Source organism: Pseudomonas quasicaspiana (assembly GCF_021147825.1).
Classification (GTDB): Bacteria; Pseudomonadota; Gammaproteobacteria; order Pseudomonadales; family Pseudomonadaceae; genus Aquipseudomonas; species Aquipseudomonas quasicaspiana.
Genome location: NZ_JAGTPI010000083.1, coordinates 1 through 22877 on the forward strand (window position 1 = coordinate 1; position 22877 = coordinate 22877).

General features: G+C 55.8%; 22 protein-coding genes and 2 pseudogenes. 14 read left to right on the top strand and 10 right to left on the bottom strand.

Annotated elements, in window-relative coordinates; genetic code table 11:
* The first annotated feature begins 680 nt into the window (after nt 1-680).
* Both KDX30_RS27380 and KDX30_RS27385 read left to right on the top strand, forming a co-directional pair.
* On the top strand, nt 681-1007 hold the full coding sequence (locus KDX30_RS27380; protein ID WP_231678037.1) for a hypothetical protein: 327 nt from the start codon (nt 681-683) through the stop codon (nt 1005-1007).
* 51 nt (nt 1008-1058) lie between these two features.
* Entirely contained in the window at nt 1059-2213 is a 1155-nt protein-coding gene (locus KDX30_RS27385; RefSeq protein ID WP_027901898.1) for a PQQ-dependent sugar dehydrogenase, read from the top strand.
* Nucleotides 2214-2350: 137 nt separating this feature from the next.
* On the opposite strand, the gene KDX30_RS27390 is transcribed toward KDX30_RS27385, so the two are convergent.
* Together KDX30_RS27390 and KDX30_RS27395 are read right to left on the bottom strand one after the other, a co-directional pair.
* On the bottom strand, nt 2351-2659 hold the full coding sequence (locus KDX30_RS27390) for a PepSY domain-containing protein (protein ID WP_027901899.1): 309 nt from the start codon (nt 2657-2659) through the stop codon (nt 2351-2353).
* 108 nt (nt 2660-2767) lie between these two features.
* A complete protein-coding gene (locus KDX30_RS27395) occupies nt 2768-3220 on the bottom strand; it encodes a PACE efflux transporter (RefSeq protein WP_231678038.1) in 453 nt (150 codons plus the stop codon).
* A 114-nt stretch (nt 3221-3334) separates the two neighbouring features.
* On the opposite strand from KDX30_RS27395, the gene KDX30_RS27400 reads away from it, so the two are divergent.
* The 3 genes from KDX30_RS27400 (at nt 3335) to KDX30_RS27410 (ending at nt 7286) form a co-directional block, all read left to right on the top strand.
* Entirely contained in the window at nt 3335-4234 is a 900-nt protein-coding gene (locus KDX30_RS27400; protein WP_231678039.1) for a LysR substrate-binding domain-containing protein, read from the top strand.
* 227 nt (nt 4235-4461) lie between these two features.
* A complete protein-coding gene (locus KDX30_RS27405) occupies nt 4462-5772 on the top strand; it encodes an MFS transporter (protein WP_231678040.1) in 1311 nt (436 codons plus the stop codon).
* A gap of 803 nt (nt 5773-6575) precedes the next feature.
* Complete coding sequence (locus KDX30_RS27410) at nt 6576-7286, top strand: hypothetical protein (protein WP_231678041.1); 711 nt, start codon at nt 6576-6578, stop codon at nt 7284-7286.
* 95 nt (nt 7287-7381) lie between these two features.
* Here KDX30_RS27410 and KDX30_RS27415 read toward each other — a convergent pair.
* Nucleotides 7382-8467 (bottom strand): annotated as a pseudogene (locus KDX30_RS27415) (diguanylate cyclase).
* A 160-nt stretch (nt 8468-8627) separates the two neighbouring features.
* The gene (locus tag KDX30_RS27420) at nt 8628-9824 is read right to left on the bottom strand and encodes an MFS transporter (protein WP_231678042.1); all 1197 of its coding nucleotides are present in this window, start codon (nt 9822-9824) and stop codon (nt 8628-8630) included.
* A 109-nt stretch (nt 9825-9933) separates the two neighbouring features.
* Here KDX30_RS27420 and KDX30_RS27425 point away from each other — a divergent pair, with 109 nt between their 5' ends.
* From KDX30_RS27425 to KDX30_RS27435, 3 genes are all read left to right on the top strand, one after another.
* Nucleotides 9934-10842: a LysR family transcriptional regulator gene (locus tag KDX30_RS27425; protein WP_027901715.1), complete on the top strand. Its 909-nt coding sequence runs from the start codon at nt 9934-9936 to the stop codon at nt 10840-10842.
* A 77-nt stretch (nt 10843-10919) separates the two neighbouring features.
* Entirely contained in the window at nt 10920-11513 is a 594-nt protein-coding gene (locus KDX30_RS27430; RefSeq protein ID WP_231678043.1) for a nucleotidyltransferase domain-containing protein, read from the top strand.
* 3 nt (nt 11514-11516) lie between these two features.
* The gene (locus KDX30_RS27435) at nt 11517-11942 is read left to right on the top strand and encodes a HEPN domain-containing protein (protein WP_231678044.1); all 426 of its coding nucleotides are present in this window, start codon (nt 11517-11519) and stop codon (nt 11940-11942) included.
* A 49-nt stretch (nt 11943-11991) separates the two neighbouring features.
* Here KDX30_RS27435 and KDX30_RS27440 read toward each other — a convergent pair whose 3' ends face one another.
* The 3 genes from KDX30_RS27440 to KDX30_RS27450 all read right to left on the bottom strand — a co-directional run bounded on the left by KDX30_RS27440 (nt 11992) and on the right by KDX30_RS27450 (nt 14920).
* Nucleotides 11992-12570: a DcrB/PsbP domain-containing protein gene (locus KDX30_RS27440; protein ID WP_231678045.1), complete on the bottom strand. Its 579-nt coding sequence runs from the start codon at nt 12568-12570 to the stop codon at nt 11992-11994.
* A 287-nt stretch (nt 12571-12857) separates the two neighbouring features.
* Nucleotides 12858-14213, bottom strand: a complete 1356-nt coding sequence (locus KDX30_RS27445) for an ATP-binding protein (protein WP_231678046.1) — start codon at nt 14211-14213, stop codon at nt 12858-12860.
* The gene (locus KDX30_RS27450) at nt 14210-14920 is read right to left on the bottom strand and encodes a response regulator (RefSeq protein WP_027901720.1); all 711 of its coding nucleotides are present in this window, start codon (nt 14918-14920) and stop codon (nt 14210-14212) included. Before KDX30_RS27450 ends, KDX30_RS27445 begins: the two co-directional genes overlap by 4 nt.
* Before the next feature lie 168 nt (nt 14921-15088).
* Here KDX30_RS27450 and KDX30_RS27455 point away from each other — a divergent pair, with 168 nt between their 5' ends.
* Both KDX30_RS27455 and KDX30_RS27460 read left to right on the top strand, forming a co-directional pair.
* Nucleotides 15089-15877 (top strand): MlaA family lipoprotein, encoded by a 789-nt coding sequence (locus KDX30_RS27455; protein WP_231678047.1) that lies wholly within the window; start codon nt 15089-15091, stop codon nt 15875-15877.
* Nucleotides 15867-16103 (top strand): hypothetical protein, encoded by a 237-nt coding sequence (locus KDX30_RS27460; RefSeq protein ID WP_231678048.1) that lies wholly within the window; start codon nt 15867-15869, stop codon nt 16101-16103. Before KDX30_RS27455 ends, KDX30_RS27460 begins: the two co-directional genes overlap by 11 nt.
* Nucleotides 16104-16318: 215 nt before the next feature.
* Here KDX30_RS27460 and KDX30_RS29610 read toward each other — a convergent pair whose 3' ends face one another.
* The gene (locus KDX30_RS29610) at nt 16319-16654 is read right to left on the bottom strand and encodes a topoisomerase (RefSeq protein ID WP_319946101.1); all 336 of its coding nucleotides are present in this window, start codon (nt 16652-16654) and stop codon (nt 16319-16321) included.
* Nucleotides 16655-16757: 103 nt separating this feature from the next.
* Nucleotides 16758-17729, bottom strand: a pseudogene (locus tag KDX30_RS27470) (PDDEXK nuclease domain-containing protein).
* A gap of 172 nt (nt 17730-17901) precedes the next feature.
* Between KDX30_RS27470 and KDX30_RS27475 the strand changes: the two are divergent.
* The 3 genes from KDX30_RS27475 (at nt 17902) to KDX30_RS27485 (ending at nt 19777) form a co-directional block, all read left to right on the top strand.
* The gene (locus tag KDX30_RS27475; protein ID WP_231678049.1) at nt 17902-18552 is read left to right on the top strand and encodes a glutathione S-transferase family protein; all 651 of its coding nucleotides are present in this window, start codon (nt 17902-17904) and stop codon (nt 18550-18552) included.
* 156 nt (nt 18553-18708) lie between these two features.
* A complete protein-coding gene (locus KDX30_RS27480) occupies nt 18709-19335 on the top strand; it encodes a hypothetical protein (RefSeq protein WP_231678050.1) in 627 nt (208 codons plus the stop codon).
* A gap of 151 nt (nt 19336-19486) precedes the next feature.
* On the top strand, nt 19487-19777 hold the full coding sequence (locus KDX30_RS27485) for a hypothetical protein (RefSeq protein ID WP_099270668.1): 291 nt from the start codon (nt 19487-19489) through the stop codon (nt 19775-19777).
* A gap of 519 nt (nt 19778-20296) precedes the next feature.
* Here the strand turns inward: KDX30_RS27485 and KDX30_RS27490 are convergent.
* Complete coding sequence (locus KDX30_RS27490) at nt 20297-21916, bottom strand: methyl-accepting chemotaxis protein (RefSeq protein WP_231678051.1); 1620 nt, start codon at nt 21914-21916, stop codon at nt 20297-20299.
* A 328-nt stretch (nt 21917-22244) separates the two neighbouring features.
* On the opposite strand from KDX30_RS27490, the gene KDX30_RS27495 reads away from it, so the two are divergent.
* Complete coding sequence (locus KDX30_RS27495) at nt 22245-22706, top strand: hypothetical protein (protein WP_264760404.1); 462 nt, start codon at nt 22245-22247, stop codon at nt 22704-22706.
* Nucleotides 22707-22877: the final 171 nt, after the last annotated feature.

Genomic DNA, 22877 nt, shown 5'->3' on the forward strand with positions numbered 1-22877 from the left:
CTATCAACCTGTTGGAGCGAGGCTTGCCCGCGAAGAACGATAACGCGGTGTGGCCGTGAAACCGCGTCGCCTATATCGCGGGCAAGCCCGGCTCCCACACAGGGATTAGCGATCCAACTGAGACGGTTATCTGTCGGAGATTCCATGGTGGCCCGCAAGGGTTGATCCCGGTGGGAGCGAATTCATTCGCGAATGCGTCATGTCAGGCGACAGAAGTGTTGAATCTGCCGGCCCTTTCCCGAATAAATTCGGTCCCACAGATTTTGCATAAGCTTGAGATGCTACCAATCTGTGGGAGCTGAGCTTGCTCGCGATGGACGATGACGCGGTATGGCCATGAAAACGAGTCGTCAGTATCGCGGGCAAGCCCGGCTCCCACAGGGATTAGCGATCCAACTGAAACGATTATCTGTGGGAGATTCTATGTTGGCTTGCAAGGGTTGATCCCGGTGGGAGCGAATTCATTCGCGAATGCTTCACTGCTCTGGAGATGTACCAGATGTACTGGCCTCTTCGCGAATGAATTCGCTCCCACTGGGTGGCTTGAGTCTGCATGGCTGCACATCCTTGTTACAAACTCAAACCCGCGCAGGTTGCTCATCCACTCGTTGGAGGCGAACCTAGTAGTGCTATCGCCATCAAACACCCGGATCGTTACCGTTTCCAACAGAAGGTAAGTGATGAACAGTTTTGCGCGACGCATCGTACTCCTCACCCTGGGCGGCCTTGTGACAGCAGGCTTGACCAGTGTTGCCCAAGCCCAGACCTTGCCCAGCAGCACGCTCAATAACGGCAATTCCACTAACAGCCCTATTCATCGCGCCAATCCCAATAGCCGCCAGGGCACCGTCCCGGCCACACCGCCTGTGCGTGGCCCGAGTACGGCCCCCAATCCGCGACCGCCTACGCTGGAGAATGGCGGCATAGGCAATGGTTATCCGACCCGCCAACAGGCGCCTCGCCCGGCCGACAACAATAGCGGGCAGAACCGTAAAAGCACTGATTGAGACCCGCGTCCCCCTCTCATGGGGGCTTTTTCATGACATAAGGAATCGTCCATGCATTGCAAAACCCTGATCGCAACGTTGTGTGCCAGCGCATTGCTGAGTTTGCCGCTGAGCGCTGCTGCGGGTCCCGTCCAGGATTTCAAGACCGAGCAAGGCACCCTCAGCGTCGAAGAAGTGGCCAAAGGGCTCGCCCATCCATGGGCTGTGGCTTTCCTGCCGGACAACAAGGGCATGCTGGTCACTGAAAAGCCGGGCAACCTGCGCGTCGTATCTCCTGACGGCACCTTGTCCCAACCGCTATCCGGCGTTCCCAAAGTCTGGGCAAACGGGCAGGGCGGTTTGCTGGACGTGGTCCTGTCCCCGGACTTCGCCAAGGACCGCATGGTTTACCTGACTTTTTCCGAAGGCAGTGAAGACGGTAAAACAGCCGGAACCGCAGCAGGGCGAGGGCGCCTTTCCACGGACCTGACCCGGCTGGAAGATTTCAACGTGATTTTCCGTCAACAGCCGAAGCTGTCAGTGGGCAACCACTTCGGCGCGCGGATCGTCTTCGATAGGGATGGTTATCTGTTTATCGCCCTCGGCGAGAACAACAACCGGCCCACCGCTCAGGACCTGGACAAGCTTCAAGGCAAAATCGTGCGCCTTTACGCCGATGGCAAAGTCCCGGATGACAACCCGTTTGTTGGCCAGAAAAATGTGCGCCCGGAAATCTGGTCGTACGGCCATCGTAACCAACAGGGCGCGGCGCTCAACCCATGGACTGGCACCTTGTGGACCAATGAACACGGGCCTAAAGGTGGCGATGAAGTGAACATCATCGAACGTGCTCAGAACTACGGCTGGCCGCTGGCAACCCACGGCATCAACTATTCGGGAGAGGCGATTCCGGAAGCCAAAGGCAAATTCGTCGAAGGTACGATCAAACCCTTCCACGTCTGGGAAAAATCACCGGGCATCAGCGGCATGGCGTTTTACGACGCGTCACGCTTCAAGGCGTGGGATCACAATCTGTTTATTGGCGGGCTGGCATCGGAAGATTTGATTCGTCTGGAGTTTGAAGACGGCAAGATCGTTCATGAAGAACGTTTGCTGAGCGAACTGAAGAAACGCATTCGTGACGTGCGTCAGGGACCGGATGGTTATATCTATGTGCTGACCGATGAAGATAACGGCCAATTGTTGAAAGTAGGTTTGAGACAGTAAATCCTGTTACGTAAACAGATGATGTACACAGAACGGTAGGACCGGATTTATCCGGGAGACATTCTTCAACGCAATAAACCAGATTGCTTGAAAAACTGACTCCCGGTAGATCCGGTCCGACAAAACTGCGTTAAGTCTTACTTATCCTGCTTGTCTTTCACGATCGCACCGGTCTTGGCGTTCACGTCCACATCCCACTCCACGCCTTTGGCATCGCGCAGTTCAACCTGATAGATGTAGTTGCCTTGTGCATCCTTATCCAGCTCGGTGTCATGAATGGTGAAGCCTGGGTGCTTGTCCTGCGCCAGTTTGTTCAGCTTTTCGAAGTCCATGATCGCACCGGACTTGAGCAGGCCAGGGATCTCGTCAGGACGTACGTCGGCTTGTGCAGCACCGGCAGCGGCAGTAAGGGCAACAGCAGCAAACAAGGCATTCAAAGTTTTCATGGGTATTCCTTTTGGTTGATCTGATGTTATTGATCTGGAGGCAACTGATTCGTTCCGTTTGCCTGTTGAAGCCAGATTAGCCAGTGATACTTAATTCATGCTTAATCTTCATGGGCAGGGCTGCTCGATTGTTGGGGACTGCGGTTTGGCTGAAAGCGGAACATCAAACAACTGATCAAATGCCCATTGAAACAGTAATGCGTAAAAGAAGAAAAATACGAACAGCGCCAGATTGGTTGCCAGTGCAGACCACCAGGTAATATTCAGCCAGGCGGCGACGACCGGCAGTAATATCAACGTCAATCCACCCTCAAAGCCCAGAGAGTGCAGCAGCCTGCGCAGCCACGTCCGGCTACGTTGCGGCTGGCGTGCTTCCCAGTATTCAAAGCACCCGTTGTAAAGCATGCTCCAGAGCAGCGCGGTGGCCGAAAGCAGAACCGATAAACCGCCTGAGCTGGCCAGGCTTTCGTCATAGGCCCAAGACAGTGAGGGCGACAGGACACCGATAGCGATCAGCTCGTAAAGCACGGCTTGAACAATTTTGCGGGAGGGACCTTGCATGAGCGGCTTCCATTTCAGCGGTGAGTTGCCAGCCACTTTAATGACGGCTCACGTAACGCAAAAATGAGATAAATTGACCCTCGTTCAATTCATTTGATGTGTGCGAGGCTACCTGTGTTCGCCAAAATACCGCTAACTGCGTTGCGCACCTTCGAAGCAGCCGCCCGGTCAGGAAGTTTCAAAGCCGCTGCTGAAGAGCTTTTTGTAACGCCCGCTGCGGTTTCATATCAGGTCAAAGCGTTAGAGGCCTGGCTAGGAACGCTGTTGTTTGAGCGATTGGGCAAAGGTGTGCAACTTACTGACGATGGCGAACGCCTGTATCGTGATGCTCATCGCGCCTTACTGGACATGAGTCAAAGCCTTGCCGGTCTGCAGTTTCGGCCGGACCACCACACGCTGGTGCTATCGACAACGCCAGCGCTGGCGGCATCGTGGTTGATCCCAAGGCTGGGTGATTTCTATCAAACCCAGCCACACATCAACGTGCGGGTCGAAACCAGTAACGAGCTGGTGGATTTGTTGCGTGACGCGTGCGTCGATCTGGCCATTCGCACTTCAAGTCGGACGTATCCGGCATTGGTCAGCCAGCCACTGATGACTGAGCGTTTTGCGGTGTATGCCGCCCCAGGCCTGGCAGATCCGGCCAATCAAGACAGAGTGCAGTTGATCAGCCTGCGCTGGCAGATTCCCGGCGGTTTTGCTGTGGATTGGGCTACCTGGTGTGCAGCGGCAGGCCATCATCAATGGCTGAATCAAGCAATGCTGCGTGAATACGACGATGAGCATTTCGCTTTGAATGCGGCTATTGCCGGGCACGGACTTGTGCTGGCCAGTAATGTGCTGGTGGCGGACAGCGTTTCCAAGGGGCTTTTGATCCCCTATCGCCCGGATGTAAGCTTGCCTGGGCCAACCTATGTTGCCGTTTGCACGCCGGGTCGTGAGCGGCAACCGCCAGTGAAGGCATTTCTGGATTGGCTTGAGGGTCAGGCACGTGACAGCTATCAAGCAATTTAGTGGGAGCGGTTTCAGTCGGGAAGACTGCATCCCTGACGCGGAAGATGTCTCGGATGAACCGGGCCTTTCCCGGCTATAGCCGGTACACGGGTTTTCTAGGGCGTCGATCTGACCATTCTGCGTTAGCAGCCACTCATCCAAACCCCTAGCCATTACCCATCATTTTGCTATTCTTCGCGCCCTGCGACGCTGTGTCGCGTCTTTACTCTTCCGTGTCCGGGGTCCTTATGACGGCCATTGCTCGACCACGTCCCCAGCCGCTGTCCCGGGCTGACTATAAAACCCTGGGCCTTGCGGCGTTGGGCGGGGCGCTGGAAATCTATGACTTCATTATTTTCGTGTTCTTTGCGCTGACGCTGAGCCAGCTGTTTTTTCCGCCGGAAATGCCCGAGTGGCTGCGCCTGCTGCAAAGCTTCGGGATTTTCGTGACCGGTTATCTGGCGCGGCCGCTGGGCGGGATTCTCATGGCGCACTTCGCCGACCGCCTGGGGCGCAAGCGGGTCTTCAGCCTGAGCATCCTGATGATGGCGCTGCCATGCCTGTTGATTGGCGTGATGCCGACCTACGCGGAAATCGGTTATTGGGCACCGCTGATCCTGCTGGCATTGCGCATCCTGCAAGGCGCGGCAGTGGGCGGCGAAGTCCCTAGCGCCTGGGTGTTCGTCGCCGAACACGCACCTGTGGGTCATCGCGGTTATGCCTTGGGTGTGCTGCAGGCCGGGCTAACCTTTGGTTACCTGTTGGGCGCGCTGATCGCAACCTGGCTGGCGAAGGTATTCACCCCGGCGGAAATCCTCGATTACGCGTGGCGCATACCTTTCCTGCTGGGTGGCGCATTTGGCGTTCTGGGTGTCTGGTTGCGCCGTTGGTTGAGCGAAACGCCGGTGTTCATGGCCATGCATGCCCAACGTGAAACCGCCGCGGAATTCCCCCTGACCGCCGTGCTGCGCAAGCATCGCCAATCCCTGTTGCCCGCCGCCTTGCTGACCTGCGTGCTGACCTCCGCCGTGGTGGTGCTGGTGGTGATCACTCCGACAGTCATGCAAAAACGCTTTGGCATGAGCGCCAGCGATACTTTTGCCCTGAGTAGTCTTGGCATTGTGTTTCTGAATATCGGCTGCGTGCTGGCCGGTATGCTGGTAGATCGCATTGGTGCGTGGCGTGCAGTGATTGTCTACAGCTTGTTGCTACCGCTAGGCATTGGCCTGCTCTACATGAGCCTGATCGATCAGTGGCTGGTGCCGGGTATTGCGTACGCGCTGGCGGGGCTGGCCTGCGGCATCGTCGGTGTGGTGCCTTCCGTGATGGTCGGCCTGTTCCCGGCCGACATTCGCGTGTCGGGCATTTCGGTCACGTACAACATTGCGTATGCGCTGTGGGCCAGTACCACGCCGCTGCTGTTGATCGCCCTGATGCCATGGAGTCCTTGGGTCTGCGTTGGCTACGTCGCGATCATGGGCGCGGTTGGCCTCGGGACTGCGGCAGTATTCGGTTTGCGTCGCGGGATGAAGGTCGATGCGATGCTGGCCAGCAACTGAATGGACGCGCCCTGACACGGCGCTTTCGCACGGCAAAACATAGAACCTGTAGGACCGGCTTTAGCCGGGAGGGCATTATTTCAGGCGAAATTATTGTACGAACGTACCGGCCCCCTCCTGGCTAAAACGGAAAGCCGCCCCGCCAGTCCTACGAAAAATCCGGTTTATTCAATGGGTATATTTTTTTGATGAGAGCTGTCGAAGGCTGCGATAGCGGTGCGTGAGAATAAACGCTTCGCAACCTTCTACCTCTTCAGTTCCTGAATCCATCCTGACTCAGGAGCGCACAGAAGACACACTAAAACAATAATATCTGTCAGCCCGCATCCATTACTTATGTGGGAAAAATCTTATTGCAAAGACACATCCGAAAACTTTCTCTGTAAGTAACTTACAAATCACTATATTTGTAACGAATGATTGTAATTGTTATTCCGAATGTTTATCGTTTCTGTCTATACAAGTCATGGTCTCCACGTAGTCCTGGCTTGTTTGAACTACGTTTTACAGATGTATCCGAGCTCTATGTAGGAAGATTCTCTTTGGGCTAATAACCATGCTCGTTTTCGCCATGCGGCTTTGTGCTCGTGGGGCTCTGGCGTTATGCCTAAGGCTTCTGAATTGACCTGCAGTCATCACAAGGAATGTAGATAGAGAATTCTCCTGCGGATTCGATCAGGGAAGAGGTTGTGACTACGCCCTTTTTATATCCGTGGAATAGATTGTTGTCGACCTGTTAAGGCGATGTGTGAACCAACAATAAAAACTGCACAACACAAACGTAAATAAAAGGGAGTTATATCATGAGCGTTTTGCTTTCTCGGGAGGATGGTCAGGCGTGGGGGCAATCAGTAGGTGTACCACTTGCCGAGATGGGCCTGGGTTTCCAGCAAATGGTCGCTCGTCAGGCGGCATTATCCAGAACAGAGTTGTGTGATCGACAGGTCGCCTTGCTGGGACCGCAAGGGAAGCTATCGATGTTCTCCCGGCAAGTTGCCGCGCAGGGCCGACAGGCTCCTTTGCTGGCTGAGCTGCCGGAGTTCGATGACTTCGAGCGTCTGCGTCAGGTTGAAAAAGCCGTTGATTTTGTCCTCGGCCTGCATCATCGACGGACACTGACCGATAACCCTTTTCATGATCTCTCACGGCAGTTGCTATGTTGCATGGTGTTCGACGATCAGGCGGCGTACACCCTGGCAGAGCGCTTTGCGGCTTCTGAAGCATTGCGTCAGCGTGACAGCCTGTACTTCATTAACCTCATCGCAACGACCAGGCATACCGTCGAGCGGCGTCTGGTTTTCATGGGGCTGCTGGAACACTTCGACGCGCTGTTGCCCATCGAACAGAGCATCTACCCCGTTGATTACCGTTTGGCTCAACAAAGACACCTGGATCAGGAAGAAGCGCTGTATGGCAGGCTGGAACTTCAAAAAAGCGTGAGTCAACTGCTTGAGGAGCACACCCCGGAGTGGTTGCTGACGAACCTCTGTGTGAGCGCGATTAACGATGATTGAGCGGGGCTCAGCACTTCGCTGATAACTGTCATGGGATTGACCTGCTGATGGCTACCGCTTCTGACCAGATCTGGAAGCGGTGCCAGCTTTGCAAGTCACGACGCCGAGGATTCAATCCCCAGTCGCGGAAAATCAACCACAGTCGGTGTTGCGGAACAGACCCGATTGCGACCTGTGGTTTTTGCGGTATACAGCGCTTTATCTGCTTCGTTGATCCACGTGGCGGCATCACCAAGGTGTGGACCGAATGTCGCGATACCGACGCTCAGGCTCAACTGCAGGTGGGGCAGCTGTGGGTCTTTCAGGTTATGCACGTCACCGCGCAGTTGCTCAAGGATTTCCCACGCCAGCGTCGCGCTGGTATTGGGCAGGATCAGGCAGAACTCGTCGCCGCCGTAGCGGCCCGCCAGGTCAACGTCCCGCAGGTTGGCCATGAGCGTCGTGCTCAGACGCTTGAGTACGCTGTCTCCTACAATGTGGCCGTGGGTATCGTTGATCGTTTTGAAGTGATCGATATCGATCAGCGCAATGGATGACTGCCGCGACAGTACCTGGCATTTGTTGAACTCCAGCTGCAGCAGGTCTTTCCAGGAGCCGTGATTGATCAGGCCGGTGAGGCTGTCGGTGCGGCTGAGTTTCCCAAGAATATGTTTGTGTTCACTGAGCTTTACCGCCACCCGATAACTCATGTAGCCGACGAACATCGGATAGAACACCAGTACCGGCAGACAGGCGTAGATCTGTGTGGGTGTGCTGGACGACACGAAGGGTTGGCGAAACAGGTAGAGAGAAATTGCGGCACCGATAACTTGTGCTACGCAGCCCCGCAGAAACAGGCGTTTACCACCGGCAGCAAGGTTGTGCATCGCCATCATCGCCAGCACAGTAACGGTCGGCAGTGGATTGAAGCCCATCGCCCCGGCCCAGAAACCACCCGCCAGTGAGTCAACGAGTATGTTGCGTTGTTCTGCGTGAAACGGCTGGCGCGAGCGAGTTGCAAGCCATAAGGCAATGGGTGGCCAGATAATCGAGTTGCACAACATCACAGCCCAGACCTAGGCAGGCGGATGTAACGGGTACATGGTCGCCGCGACACTGAAAAATCCGATGCCGACGCCGACGCTGCGTACCCAATAAATGCGTTTGGCAAAGGACTTTCCCTTGCCGTCGTAGTTTCTCATGGCGCTCTACCGGATCGTTCTGAGGGCCTACCAGCCTTAGGTCAGAACGAAATATCGGATTCTGGCTCTCCCTCATGGGAAATGGGAAGAGCCTTTAGCCATTATTGAAAAATAACGTCGTAAATAGTCGCAGTCTGGAGCGTGAAGGATGCTTTCCAGCTCATCGTGACTTCATTTGAATGGCAATCACAGCCGTTGCGATGGACAGCAAGGCGACGAATGCGGCCACATAACCGACGTAAGCCAGGCTCAGATGCTCGATCGTCAGACCGCCAATCACAGACCCCAGGCCAATCCCGGCGTTGGCGGCTGAAACGTTGAGCGTTCCGGCCAGCGCCTGTGCGTGCGGTGCAGTTTTCATGACGCGGATCTGACAGATGGGGAACAACGCGGTATGGGCAATGCCCCACACCAGCAAGACAACGCACAGCAGCGGGATGGATCCAGCGGCAGGGACAGTGGCGGTCATACCTATCGCCAGTAACAGCGCGAAGACAATCGTCGAACCCAGCGGACTGCGATCCACATAGCGACCACCGAGGCCATTGCCGATCAGACCGACTGCGCCGAAGCCCATCAACCACCAGCCAACCTGGGTTGGAGCGATCATCGCGATGCGCTCCAGTGTGTCAGCCAGGTAGGTGTAGGCGGTGAACATCGCCGTGAACACCAGAATCGACAGCAGCAAATTGACGATGAACTGCGGGTCGGTGAGAATTTTTGCCTGCTTGGCCAGACCGACCTTCGCCGTTTTAGCGATTGAAGGCATGGAAATCCACAGCAGCAGCGCCATCAGCAACGACATCACGGTCAGTGCCCAGAAGGCACCGCGCCAGCCCACTGCGCCCGCAAACAACGTACCCAGCGGAATGCCAAACAGCATCGCCGCGGAAATACCCAGATAGACTCGCGCTACGGCTTTACCGGCCTGGCTCGGCCCCGCCATCAAACTCGCGGTTTCGCTGGCCGTACCCCAGAACACTGGCAATGCCAGAGCGGGAACGAAGCGGGCGAATGCGAGGATCCAGATGTTGCTGGACACCGCTGCCAGAGCGTTGGACGCAGCGAAGATCAGCAGGATCGCCACAAAGGTTTTCTTGCGATCAAGGTGCGAAAGCATCGCCGTCAGCGGCGGGCCGAACAGCATCACCGTGAAGGCGAACAAGGTCACCAGCAAACCCGCGTCAGAGATCGAAATCCCCAAGTCGCGGGCCATGCCTGGGAGCATGCCGATGATCAGAAACTCAGTGGTAACGATCACAAAACCGGCTAGCGCCAGCATGGCAATCGCCAAATTCGCACCAGTGGCGCGTGCGCCGCTGGCAGCGCCAGCAGCGGTAGTGTCTACAGAAGGCATGGGGATAACTCGAATTGAAAGAATGGCGCTAGCCTATTCGAGAAATCACTTCTTATCTTTGGCAGTTTTTCCGTGCACTATGGAATTAATTTCACAATTGATGCCGTCCATGATCTCTGCTGACCGCCTGAAAGGCATATCCACATTCGTTGCCGTTGCAAATGCGGGGAGTTTTACCGCGGCTGCCGAACGGCTGAGCCTCACCAACTCCGCAGTCAGCAAAAGTATCGCGCGGTTGGAAGGCCGGTTGGGCATGCGTCTTTTCGAGCGCACCACCCGCAGCCTGGCCCTGACGGAAGAGGGTACGGCTTACTATGCCGTCTGCACCCGCATCCTTGATGAACTGGCAGATGCCGAAACTGCACTGGCCGCACAGCGCTCGGAGCCCGCCGGGAATCTTCGCGTGGATTTACCGGCATCGTTCGGGCGCATTCACGTGTTGCCGCTGCTGCTGGAGTTCGCCGAACGACACCCCAAGCTGCGTCCGCACGTGTCTTTTACCGATCGCTTTGTGGACCTGATAGAAGAGGGCATAGACCTGGCAGTGCGCATCGGCGGCTCGTCAGCTTGGCCATCGACACTCGGCCATCGCTACCTGGGCACTGAGCGCGTGATCTTCTGCGCCGCTCCGGTTTACCTGCATCGCCACGGTACGCCGCAGACCTTCGATGATCTGGCCGATCACGCGTGCATTCTGTACGGCAAAGACAAGGGCGGCACCAGCCCATGGGTGATCGTCGACGCCACCGGGCAAACTCAGTTGCGCATGGTCGACGGTCGCATTGTGGTCGGCAATGGCGAGGCCCAGGTGGCCGCCGTCGTGGCAGGCAGCGGCGTCGCTCAGTTGGCAACCTGGCTGATCAAGGACCAACTGCAACGCGGCGAACTGATAGAAATCCTCCCACACCTCGCGACCGAAGGCCTGGACCTGCACCTGGCCTGGCCGCGTAACCGTGAGTCACTGCCCAAGGTGCATCAGTTGGTGGAATTGCTGTCGGCGAGGCTGCGGATGGATTGAAGCAAAAAATTCAGTTGGCAAGTTGCTGCTTTTAAGGCTTCAATTGCTGCCTTTAAAGCAGCGTTTAAGGCGATGTTATGGATCTGGCCAGTTTTCTCTTCTCCGAATACAGGCGCAAGGTATTGGCTCTTTTACTCCTGCATCCGGGGGAGCAATACCATCAGCGAGAGATCGCGCGGCAGACCGGGACAATCTCCGGCACCCTGAGCCGCGAGCTGAACAAAATGGTCGAAGTAGGGATTCTCAAAAAAATCCGGGTCGGCAATCAGGTGCAATATCGCGCTGATCCCGGTTGCCCGATATATGAAGAGTTGGCCAGTATTTTGCGCAAAACCGACGGCTGGCTGCAGTCTCTTTCGGTCGTACTTCAACCCCTTGAAGATAGGATCAAGGCTGCGTTTGTGTTTGGTTCAATGGCCAGTGGCAAAGCCGGTCCTGACAGCGATATAGATCTTATGGTGATCGGCGACGTGACCTTCAGCGAGCTGATCAGCCTGCTTTATCCTCTGCAAGAGACATTAGGCAGAGAGATCAATCCCAAACAGTATCCCGACAATGAATGGTTTCAATTAGTAAAAGAACAGGGTGGTTTTGTGCGCGACTTGTTGAGTAAACCTAAGCTGTTCGTGATTGGCGCCGAGGAGGATCTTGACGCTACACACAGGGAGTAACGCATGACGCTGGAAAACCTTTTAGGCACTGCACTCGAAAGCATTCATAAGGATTCAGCCAACATTGATCGCTTGATCAGTGCGGCCAGGCGAAGTCTTGCAGATGCTCAGCTCACGCAGATGAGCAATGAAGGGCGTTTCGACATGGCTTACAAGTCCATCATGCAAGCCGCCAATGCAGCCTTGCAAGCCAACGGTTTTCGAACATTGACCAGCAAGCCAGGTCACCACATGACAATGATTCAGACGCTGCCTACAACGATTGGCCTGGATCGTCCGTTCATGATTACCCTGGATGGTCTGCGGAAATTACGCAATCTCAGTGACTACTCGGGCGACCCTATTAGTGAGGCCATGGCGAACGAAGCTGTGGAGTATGCTCGGCGGCTGTTCGAAGAAGTTGAAGCATGGGTAGCTGTCCATCCATAGACATCTGAACAACAGGTTGTCGATATATTCACGGTCTCATAGCGGTCCGCTATTTCCCCGCCGTAATCCCTTTCAGCAGCTCCCCATGCGCCTTGGCGTCTTTCTCCAGGGAGATCACGTTGACCATCGCCACCCGCTTGCCTGAAGCGGCGGTCACCGTGGTGCTCAGCACTTTGCCGCCGTCGACGCTGCCGGAAATATCCAGCTGACGCAGACCCAATCCGCGACGAACCATTTTCTTCACATCGCCCAATTGCTTGAAGTTCTGGTAACTGGCTTTCTGCTGTTCAATGGTCGCGGTAATCACGCCGCTCAGGGTGGCGTCATCGTTGCTCGACACGGTTTCCCCAGACTCCAGCGGCGTTTCGGTGACGATCACCACACGCTTGGCGGCCTTGTTCATGTACAACGAACCCGTGACCCCCGCAGCTTTGGCTTTATCGTCAATCTCCGGCATTGGACTCTTCACGTATTCCTTGGGCAAGCGGAACACCCACTTGCCCTCGAGCATCGAGACTTTCTGCTGGGTTGGGGCTTTTTGTTGAGGCGCGGCATATAGATTGGCGCCTTGCAGACCCATCGCCAATACAGCGGTCAACAGCAGAGTTTTACAGCTAAAGAACCGCATCGGATGTCCTCGAAGAGAGCGCCGGTGTGATCGCGGCGGGAGATGCTGGCATCCTGCCCTAAGGGAAGATTGATGTCGAATTTCGCCTTGTGGAATAACCCTTCACTGAATTGAAATGCATTTCTGCAGCAGTCGCCCCGGTGTCGCTGATATCACGCTGTAGTGCGGCAAACGGGGAATTGTAGGAGCGCGCTTGCCCGCGATAACGTTAGCGCAGCCGATATATTTATCGACTGATAAACCGAATCGCGGGCAAGCGCGCTCCTACAAAATCACCTACAGATATTTCAATCCACCGGCAACGCCACACTCACTTCCAACCCGCCACTGCGCCGGTTACGCAACGTCAGCGAGCCGCCATGCTCAAGCACCGTGGCTCGTGCTGCTGATAACCCCAACCCCACACCGCCAGTGTTTTTGTTGCGCGAGCCTTCGATGCGAAAGAACGGCGCAAACACCTGCTCATGCAGCTCGGGAGCAATTCCCGGCCCGCGATCCTGCACCAGGATTTCGACCCAGCCAGCGCGTGAATCGAGTTGCACGCAGGCCTTGTGTCCGTACTTCACGGCGTTGTCGATCAGATTGACCAGCGCTCGTTTGATGCCAATCGGCCGTCCCTCAAATACAAAACGACTGGCCCCCACGAACTGCACTTCAACGCCCGCATCCTTGAAATCATCGACTATCGTCAGCAGCAGCTCCGCCAGATCAAACGCCGTGGCCGGTTCAAGCCGTGCATCGTCGCGGAAGAACTCCAGCGCAGAATTGACCATCGTCTGCATTTCATCCACGTCCCGGAACAGCTTGGTTTGCTGCTCAGTGTCCTCAATGAACTCCCCGCGCAAGCGCATCCGGGTCAGTGGGGCACGAAGGTCGTGGGAGATGGCGGCAAGCATCTGCGTGCGGTCATTGAGGAAATGCTGGATCTGCGCCTGCATGGCGTTGAACGCGAGGATCGCCTGACGAATTTCATGGGGGCCGAGTACCGGAATCGGCGGTGCGCGAAAGTCTTTACCAAACCGCCTGGCCCCTTCGGCAAAGCGTTCAAGGGGTGTCGCCAAGTGTCGAGTTGCAATCAGCGCCACCACGATGGTCGACAACAGGACCAAAACGATGACGACCAGATTACGCATAAACGGATCAAACCCCCATTTGCGCGTGGCCACGGATAACTGCACCCATGAGCCATCGCCCAACTGGATCACCAGTGCATAAGGTCGCCCAACCTGGTCCGAGCCCCAGTCCCTCGGCTCATAGGCCTCGATAACGGCATTGGGCATTTCCAGTAAGTCACGTAAAAACTGCTGACCGTCTTCGAAGCCAGGGTCGGTGGTATTCGGCAAATTCGCATCTTCGCGACGGGCCAACCACTGCACGTCGAACACCTTGTCGCTGGCCGCCACGGCAATGCTTTTGCGCTGCTCCAAAGGCGCAGCGTTAATGATGCGAGTGATGGTCGCCGCTTTTTCCATCAAACCGGTTTCCAGAATCGGCGGTCGAGCCCAGACACCTGCCAGCAGCGTAAAGGCGCCATTCAGGGCCAGCGATGTGAGCATCGCCAGCATGGTCGTCAGGGCAATCCAGCGTGCGACCGTGTCATGGGGGCGATTGAATCGGGTGCGCAATGCCGACAAAAAACTCATCGCTTCACCACGGACGGACTGAACAGATAACCGCCATTGCGTATCGTGCGAATCATCGGCTCACTGTGAATATCGGCCTCCAGCTTGCGCCGCAGACGGCTGACCTGCACATCAACGCTGCGATCAAACGCGTCGTAAGCCTCGCCACGCGCCATGTCCAGCAACTGCTGACGGGTGAGAATGCGCCGCGGATGCTCGGCAAACACCAGCAGCAATTCGAATTCCCCGGTGGAGAGCGGGATCATGACTTTTTCCGGCGAGCGCAACTCGCGCCGCGTGACATCCAGCTGCCAGTTGGCGAACTCCAGAATCGAGCGCGAAGGCTCGTTCGAGACCGTCGCCGCTTCCCCTACACGCCTGAGCACCGCACGCACCCGCGCCAGCAACTCCCGGGCGTCGAACGGCTTGGTCAGGTAATCGTCTGCGCCTAACTCCAGGCCAACGACCCTGTCACTCAATTCGCCCATGGCCGTCAGCATGATCACCGCAACCGTGTGCCTGGCACGCAACTGCTGACAGAGCACCAGGCCGCTTTCGCCGGGCAGCATCACGTCGAGGATGATCAGGTCTGGCAAACGCCGCTCGACCGCCCGCCACAGCGCCGGGCCATCGGTCGCCACTTCGACGCTGTAGCCGTGTTGCTCAAGGAATTTCTGCAGAAGGGCGAGGACTTCAACGTCATCGTCGACCAGTAATAAATGGCTCACAGTGGGCTCGCTGCCGGAGTGGATTCGCAACGCCTATCTAAAATCATTCCTGACGCTACGTCATATATTTCAACTCGGTAATAAAGCGACGGGCAGGCAATAAAACGGAAATCTTCAGGCAAAAAACCGCAGGCAGGATCAGCGCCAGTCCTTCCGAGATCACCTCGCATGCCAACTCTCAAAAGTGCTTCGCCCATTGCCCGCTTTACCTTCGCCGGTTTCGTCGTTGTGCTCGCCAGTGGTTGCGCCAGCGCACCGTCAACACCGGTTGGCCCTTGCGACAACGTCAGCTACACCCTTCATGACCCGGCAGAACCGGTCAACCGCGGTATCTTCGCGTTCAACCGCACCGTCGACGATTACGCCATCGCCCCGGTGGCCCGCGGTTATCGTCACCTGCCGGACTTCTTCCAGACTGGCGTGCACAACTTCGTTGCCAACTTCGGCGAACCGAAGGTGTTCATCAACGACCTGCTGCAAGGAAATGGCGAGCGTTCGGTCGCCACCTTCGGCCGCTTCGTGATCAACACCACGGTGGGTATCGTCGGCTTGATCGATGTTTCTGGAAAGATGGGCATCGAGCGCCATAAGTCAGACTTCGGCCAGACCTTCGGCGTATGGAACATCGCTAACGGGCCAATCGTCGAGCTGCCATTGCTTGGCACCGGCAACCTGCGTGACGCGACTGGTAAGGTGCTGAGCTTCGTGGTCGATCCGTTGGGCAGCAACAGCGACACCGTGCAGACCTTGGGCACCATCAATACCGTGGGCGGAATAGTCGATGGCCGCGCTGAAGCCTTGCCGTTCACCGACCAACTGCGCAAACAACCGGATTATTACGTGGCCCTGCGTGACACCGTGGCCCAGAAACGCGCCAACTTCGTGGTTGAAGGTAAATCAGGCAAGGTTGTCCCAGCCCCTTCAACTTGCCCAGGTGGTGAACCCGATGATGAATAAAAGCGAAGCACTGGTGCTGCACCGCCGGACCCGTACCCCCAATCCAGCGTCATTGCACAGCCGCGAAATCGAACTGCGCCTGACCGAGGACGGCCTTCATGTAACGCTTAGCCGCTACCTCGAACTCTACGGCGATGAACACGACGCCTGGTGCAGCGTCCGCCACCACAGCGTGCCGCTGAAAAACATGATTCGGTGGATTATCAGTAATGGGGTTGAGGGGTAGGGACAATGTCCCTGACTCTGCTCAGGAGATCTGTGGGAGCGAATTCATTCGCGAAAGCGTTGTGTCAGACCCAGGTGTTTTTCAGGGCGGCCCCCTTCGCGAATGAATTCGCTCCCACTGGAGTTTCATTTCAACTCAGGCAATTGCGGATTGCTTGATCAATTTTTTATCTGAAGACGCTCTTCTGGAAACACATCCATCCGGAAATGCAAAGATCACTTAACCTTCATCGGCGCAAAGATCGCCCGAATTCCGCGACATTTCGGATAATCCCCACACCCCCAGAAATTCCCCCCGGCGTTGGCCCCAGTGCGCGCCACTTTCATCACCATCACCTTCTTGCAATGCGGACACGCAGGGGCTTTCGGCTCGGCTACCGCCTTGTGCACTGCTTTGGGTTTGGCCTTCCTGACCTTCGTTTTGACAGGCTCAACGGGCGGCACATCGGGTAACGTCTCCTCAACCACCTGCGACTCGACCACAGGCTCACGCTTGCCTTGGAACCGGACGAAAACACTAGCGAGCAACGTGTTGAGTCGAGAGAGTTTCACAGTGATAAACCTGATGGGTCAGAAGCGGGCAGGGCGCAGACTTTACCGCAAACGAAAATCTGTAGGAGTGGTTTTAGCCGGGGCCTGCATAAATGCATCCACCTCAGGCGCCATCACAACCCTGGGTATTTAACGTATAAAACTCATGCAGCTTTGCCTGCAAAAACTGTTTGTCAGGCAATCGGGTTTGATACTCCGCGACCATGGCCGGAGACAGGGAGCGGTTCAGCGCGTACTCCACCACTTCATCCTCTTTGCTCGCACAGAGCAGCACACCGATTGCCGGGTTCTCGTGATGTTTGCGCTCGTCGCGATCAAGGGCTTCAAGATAAAAACCAAGCTTGCCCAAATACTCCGGCTCGAAACGTCCCACCTTCAACTCAAAAGCGACAAGGCAGTTCAGTCCTCGATGGAAAAACAGTAAATCCAGCGCGAAGTCCCGGTTGCCCACCTGTATCGGATATTGTGAGCCCACAAAACAAAAGTCCCGCCCGAGTTCACTGAGGAAATCTTTAAGCCGCTGCACTAATCCGCGGTGCAAATCGGCCTCACCATGCCCACCCGGTAAATCCAGAAACTCCAACATATAGGCGTCTTTGAACACGCTGAGTGCACCGGGATGAATTTGTGACACCACTGGTGTCACTTTTGCCGGGCTGAGAACGCTGCGCTCAAACAAGGCTGTTTTCAATTGCCGTTCCAGCTCCCGTTTAGACCACTTCTACTGAATCGCCATCCGCAGATAGAACTCACGTTCTTCGGTGAGCTTGCTCTGGCTGAGGATGATCAAGTTATGGGTCCAGGGTATTTGGACCACCAGTGTTGAGACTTTTTTATCGTGCCGATAGGCTTCGTAAAACTGCCTCATCCGGAACAGGTTTCGGCTTGTAAAACCACGCAACCCGGGCTGACTCCTGGCCAAATAGGTCGCCAGTTGGGTAACTACGCCTTCACCCCATTCCGCCTTCTCGATCTTGTCACTGATGTAAGCCCCCACTTGCCAGTACAGCTGGATCATCTGAGTGTTGACGGTCTGCAGCGTGGTTTGTCTGGTCGAATTGATCAGTTGCGCTATCTCAGCGAAACCGCTTTCAAGAGGGCCATCGACAGACGCGACTTAACCTTCCTCGCATGTATCAACCCACATCTATCAAGGTAAGCTACCAAATCAGCAACGCTGACCATCACCAAACCAAACCAGAACCACCCGCGACGCTCGTTCGAACCGATCAATAAAAGGAGGCTGCATGCTGCAAGTCTGGGGAAGACGCTCATCGTTCAATGTTCAGAAAGTCATGTGGCTCATCGGTGAATTGGATCTGCCTCATCAGCATATTCCGGCAGGTGGCGCATTTGGCCTCAAAGACACTCCCGAATTCTTGGCCATGAACCCTCACGGCCGAGTGCCGGTTATCAGGGACAGCGATGGGACAGTGGTCTGGGAATCCCACAGCATTCTCAGGTATCTGGCAGCACGATACGGCGGGCCCGAATTCTGGAGCGATGACCCGGCGCGTCGCTCGCAGATCGACCGGTGGATGGATTGGTCTCAGACCACGCTGCAACCCGAGTTCCTGACCGGCGTGTTCTGGGGATTTTACAGAACCCCCGAAGCCCAGCGGGACGTTAAAGCTATCGAAAAAAATGTGGCGCTGTGTGCGCAATATTTTCAGCTACTCAATCAAGTTCTGAGTGAGCAGGACTTCCTCGCCGGGCAACACCTCACGTTGGCAGACATACCCGCGGGCACCCACCTCTACCGCTATTTCAATCTGGACATCCCCCGTCCTGATATTCCCCACGTCGAGGCCTGGTATCGCCGGCTGCAAATGAGTCCGGCCTATCGGCAACACGTCATGATTCCTTTTGACGATCTATTTGGCCGGCTGGATTATTAACCGAGGCTGTTGCAGCGAGCAGACTTGTTCGATACGTACAGCCCAGTCAGCGCACAAGCCTCACAGCGCGAGTAACTGCTCAGGGTTGAGTGGTATTTCTCCGTTGACCCATCTAGCGTGTCCTTAGCGCCCAACATGAAAAAGGAGGACATGCTGATGTCCGATGGCAACAACATCACCATTGGTTCAATCTACCAAGGCGACGGTAACGGTAACCACATCCACGTCTCCCAAAATCAGACTGTCGAGCGTGGCCCCGTCCGCTTTTTGGTCGATCCCGAGAGCGTGCAGAAGCTAAGCCGCGCCAGCGTCAAAAAAGGTGCCTGGTATTTTGCAGGCTCTGTACCGGCGTTCTTGCTCTCTGTCATGTCCATACTTGCCGATGCAATGGGGATATTTTCCTACTTCAACCTTGGCTGGAAAATCCTCGCCTGGACCATCGCAATCGTCGGCATGTTCGGCCTCATGTTTTACATAACCAAACTCAAGATTGCCCTGCAGAGAATTCCTGAAGGCGAGGCGCGTTTCATTGACGGTCAGTGGGTCGAGCACGACGAAGCCGGTGATTACCTGCTGTACAGCAAAACCGCGCCCTGTAACTACGAAGGCTGCAAAGGCACTGTCCACATCGAAGCGCCGCCTCCTCGCGAGCAACATAACCACGACTACATCGGCGTGTGTGACATCGGCGGCAAACAACACACCTACCGCGTGGACTTCAACGGCATCGGCGAGCGCCAGTACTTCAACTGGGACCCGATCGACCCGCCAAAGCAGCAATAGAACCACCCATACACCGGCGCAGATTTGTCTCAGCTCTACCGAGACAAATCTCTCAAATCAAAACACCCGAAAATAAAAAATGCTTAGTGGCACAGTGATGGCATGGTAAAAGGCTGACAGGACATATCGTCCCATCAGCTAAGGATTGGCCATGAGAAAGACAGGAATCACGTTCGTCGCGATGCTGGCATTGCTTTGCGCATTCTCGGTCTCCGCCAAGGACAGCAAAATCCCCGATTCAGCCATCGTCCAGCTGTTAATCGACGACTCCATCGCTTCCTATTCCGGCAACTGCCCATGCCCTTACAACGCCATGCGTAACGGCAGAAGCTGCGGCAAACGTAGCGCCTACAGCAAGCCGGGCGGATACGCGCCTCTGTGCTACAAAGAAGACGTCACCAAAGCAATGATTCAGGAATACCGCGAGCGCATGAAAGGCTAGCAACCACGCAATCCTGTAGGAGCGCGCTTGCCCGCGATAAACGATAACGCGGTCTGCCTGCCCAACCGAAGTGCCTGCATCGCGGTCTGCAGGCCAACACACAATCTCCCGCAGCAACATTGGACCTGTAGGAGCGCGCTTGCCCGCGATAAACGATACCGCGGTCTGCCTGCCCAACCGAAGTGCCTGCATCGCGGTCTGCAAGCCAACACACAATCTCCCGAAGCAACATTGGACCTGTAGGAGCGCGCTTGCCCGCGATAAACGATAACGCGGTCTGCCTGCGAATCCGAAGTGCCTGCATCGCGGTCTGCAGGCCAACACAGAATCTCCCGCAGCAACATTGGATCTGTAGGAGCGCACGAGCACCGCGAGGCCGCGATGGCGGTGTATCAGACAGACCGCCATCGCTGCCTCGCGGTGCTCGTGAGCTCCTACAGAAAAGCATTTAAATTCAGCTGGTTATTTCATATTTGACGCGAGCCAGTCCCATTGGCTCGCATAGACCTGAGTGCACTACTAAACCACAAACCGGTTAACCAACTGGTTCAGGTTAACCGCCAGTTTCGACATCTCACCGCAGGCACTGGCCGTCTGGCTGGCACCCGCAGCGCTCTGGGTTGCCAGCTCGCGAATGCTGACCAGATTGCGGTCAACCTCACGGGCCACGTGCGATTGCTCTTCAGAGGCCGTCGCGATCAGCAGGTTACGTTCGTTGATCTGAACAATGGCCGTGGCGATTTGATCCAGCGAGGTACTGGCCTCCTGGGCGACGCCCAGTGATTCAGTCGCCAGATCCCTGCTCGTATTCATCGCCTTCACCGCCTGATCAGATTCGTTCTGAATGGCAGAGATCATTTGCTCGATTTCCTGAGTCGACACCTGCGTGCGATGGGCCAATGCCCTCACTTCGTCAGCCACCACCGCAAACCCACGACCTTGCTCGCCTGCTCGTGCAGCCTCGATCGCGGCGTTCAACGCCAACAGGTTGGTCTGCTCGGCAATCGCCCGAATGACCTCGACAACCTTACTGATGCCCTGAGCACGATCCGACAACCCTTGAATCTGCTCACTCGTGTTTTCAACGTTACCGTTCAACTTCTGAATGGACTTCAGCGTCTGCGCCACCCGCGCCTGACCGACCTCGGTATAACCCTGAGTACGCTTCGACTCTTCGGAAGCCGACTCCGCGTTGCGAGCGACTTCATCAACGGCCGCGCTCATTTCTGTGACCGCTGTTGCCGCCTGATTGACCTCATCGTTCTGGGCAACAAGGCCGCGACTCGATTCCTCAGTGACTGCCGTCATCTCTTCTGACGCCGAAGCCAGTTGGGTGGATGAATCAGAGATCTGCATGATCGTGTTGCGCAGGTTCGTTTGCATCTGTGCGAGCGCTTTCAACAGTCGCCCGGCTTCATCAGTGCCGCTGACCATGACCTCTTTGGAGAGATCACTGGCCGCGATACGCTCAGCGACGGACAGGGCATCGTTAATCGGAGAAGTAATGCTTTTTGTCAGCAGCAATGCCAACCCGACCGTCAGCACGATAACGCCAGCAATAATCCCCACAACCAGCCAGAGCCCGTCGTTGTAAAGATCGGTTGCGTTCTGCCCAGCCTTCGCTGCGCCTTCGTTGTTGAAGGTGGTCAGATCCTTGATCTGCTGTTCCATCGTATTCGTCAGCGGACGGATACCGGTACTCACCAGGTTCACTGCAGCCGCAATGTCACCCTGCCTCATCATCGGTTCCAGAAGATCCAATTGCTTGGAGTACGCATCAGCGCTGTTTTTTACCTGCGTATAAAACGTGCGCTCGCTGTCTTCTCCGACGAGGGAATCGTACTGCGCCACAGCATCGGTGAACGCCTTACGGTAGCCAGGGAAGTGTTCAATTGTCTTTTGAATGGACTGAGGGTCAGCAAGGCCACGTTGTGTTTCGAGCCTCAAGCGAAGCACCGTAGAGTTCATCAAAGCCGTCTGTCGGATGCTGGCCATCCAGTTCAGTTCGACGTCTTTTTCGGCGTCCCTCAGCTTGCCCATCTGCACCACGGCAAACACGCCAAGCACAAAGACCAACGCAATAATCAACGCGAAAAACAAGGCCGCGCGGGGCGCTACGTTGAGATTTCTAAGACGCATACGAGATTCCTGTTTTTCGATCGAGAATTGAAGTTTTCAATACGCTATCGACTTAACATCGGAAACTTGAGAGGGGGGCGACAAAAGGAGGAGGGGCGTGACAGCCAGTGTCATAAGCGCAGCGTATGATCTCTGGCCCGCCGAAAAACTTCGGATTATCAGTGCCTTGACCACCTGCTCCATACGCCGAAACGTTAGGGAATGCACTCGCCCACGCCGTGTATTCATGGTGCCACGCTGACACGGCGCGTCGTCCCGTTCAGGAAGCGTGCGCTCCCAATGGCGATGAACCCAGGGACCAATTGTGGATATCAAAAAGGGATTCGCTATGCCAACACCCAATCCTGTCAATCCCAACGCCTTTTACAAAATCGGCTTCTGGATACTTGCATTCGTCTTGATCACATCAGCCGCCATCCATTGGCTCGACGGCCCCGGCGATGCTGACGAAGTGGTTCTGAAGCGAGAATTGCACGGTGGCGCCTGGCTCTACGCAACGCGCTACATCGCCCCAGCAACTGATCTCGATACGCTTCGTTTCTACATAAAGAAGCCGCTACAGGGCGATGACACAGAGATACTGCAGCAGTTGAATGAAAACAGCGGATTTATGATCACGGACAGCGCCCTGGAAGACATCGCCATCCGTGACACCCATAACGGCATAAATATCGAGCTACAGGGCGCGGTCTATCGATACTTCAGCAAACAGTACCTGACCCAGGGCGAAAAACTGACCAGTTACCGGATCACCCTGACCCAGCGAGATAACAGCGTGAGGCAGGAGTGAAGCTCATCTGTAAGAGCTGCCCCGATGTCCATGTCTCCACTCTGTCTCGCGGCAAACATTGGATCTGTAGGCGCGCACGAGCACCGCGAGGCCGCGATGGCGGTGTATCAGACAGGACGCAATCGCTGCCTCGCGATGCTCGTGAGCTCCTACAGAAAATCATTTCAGGTC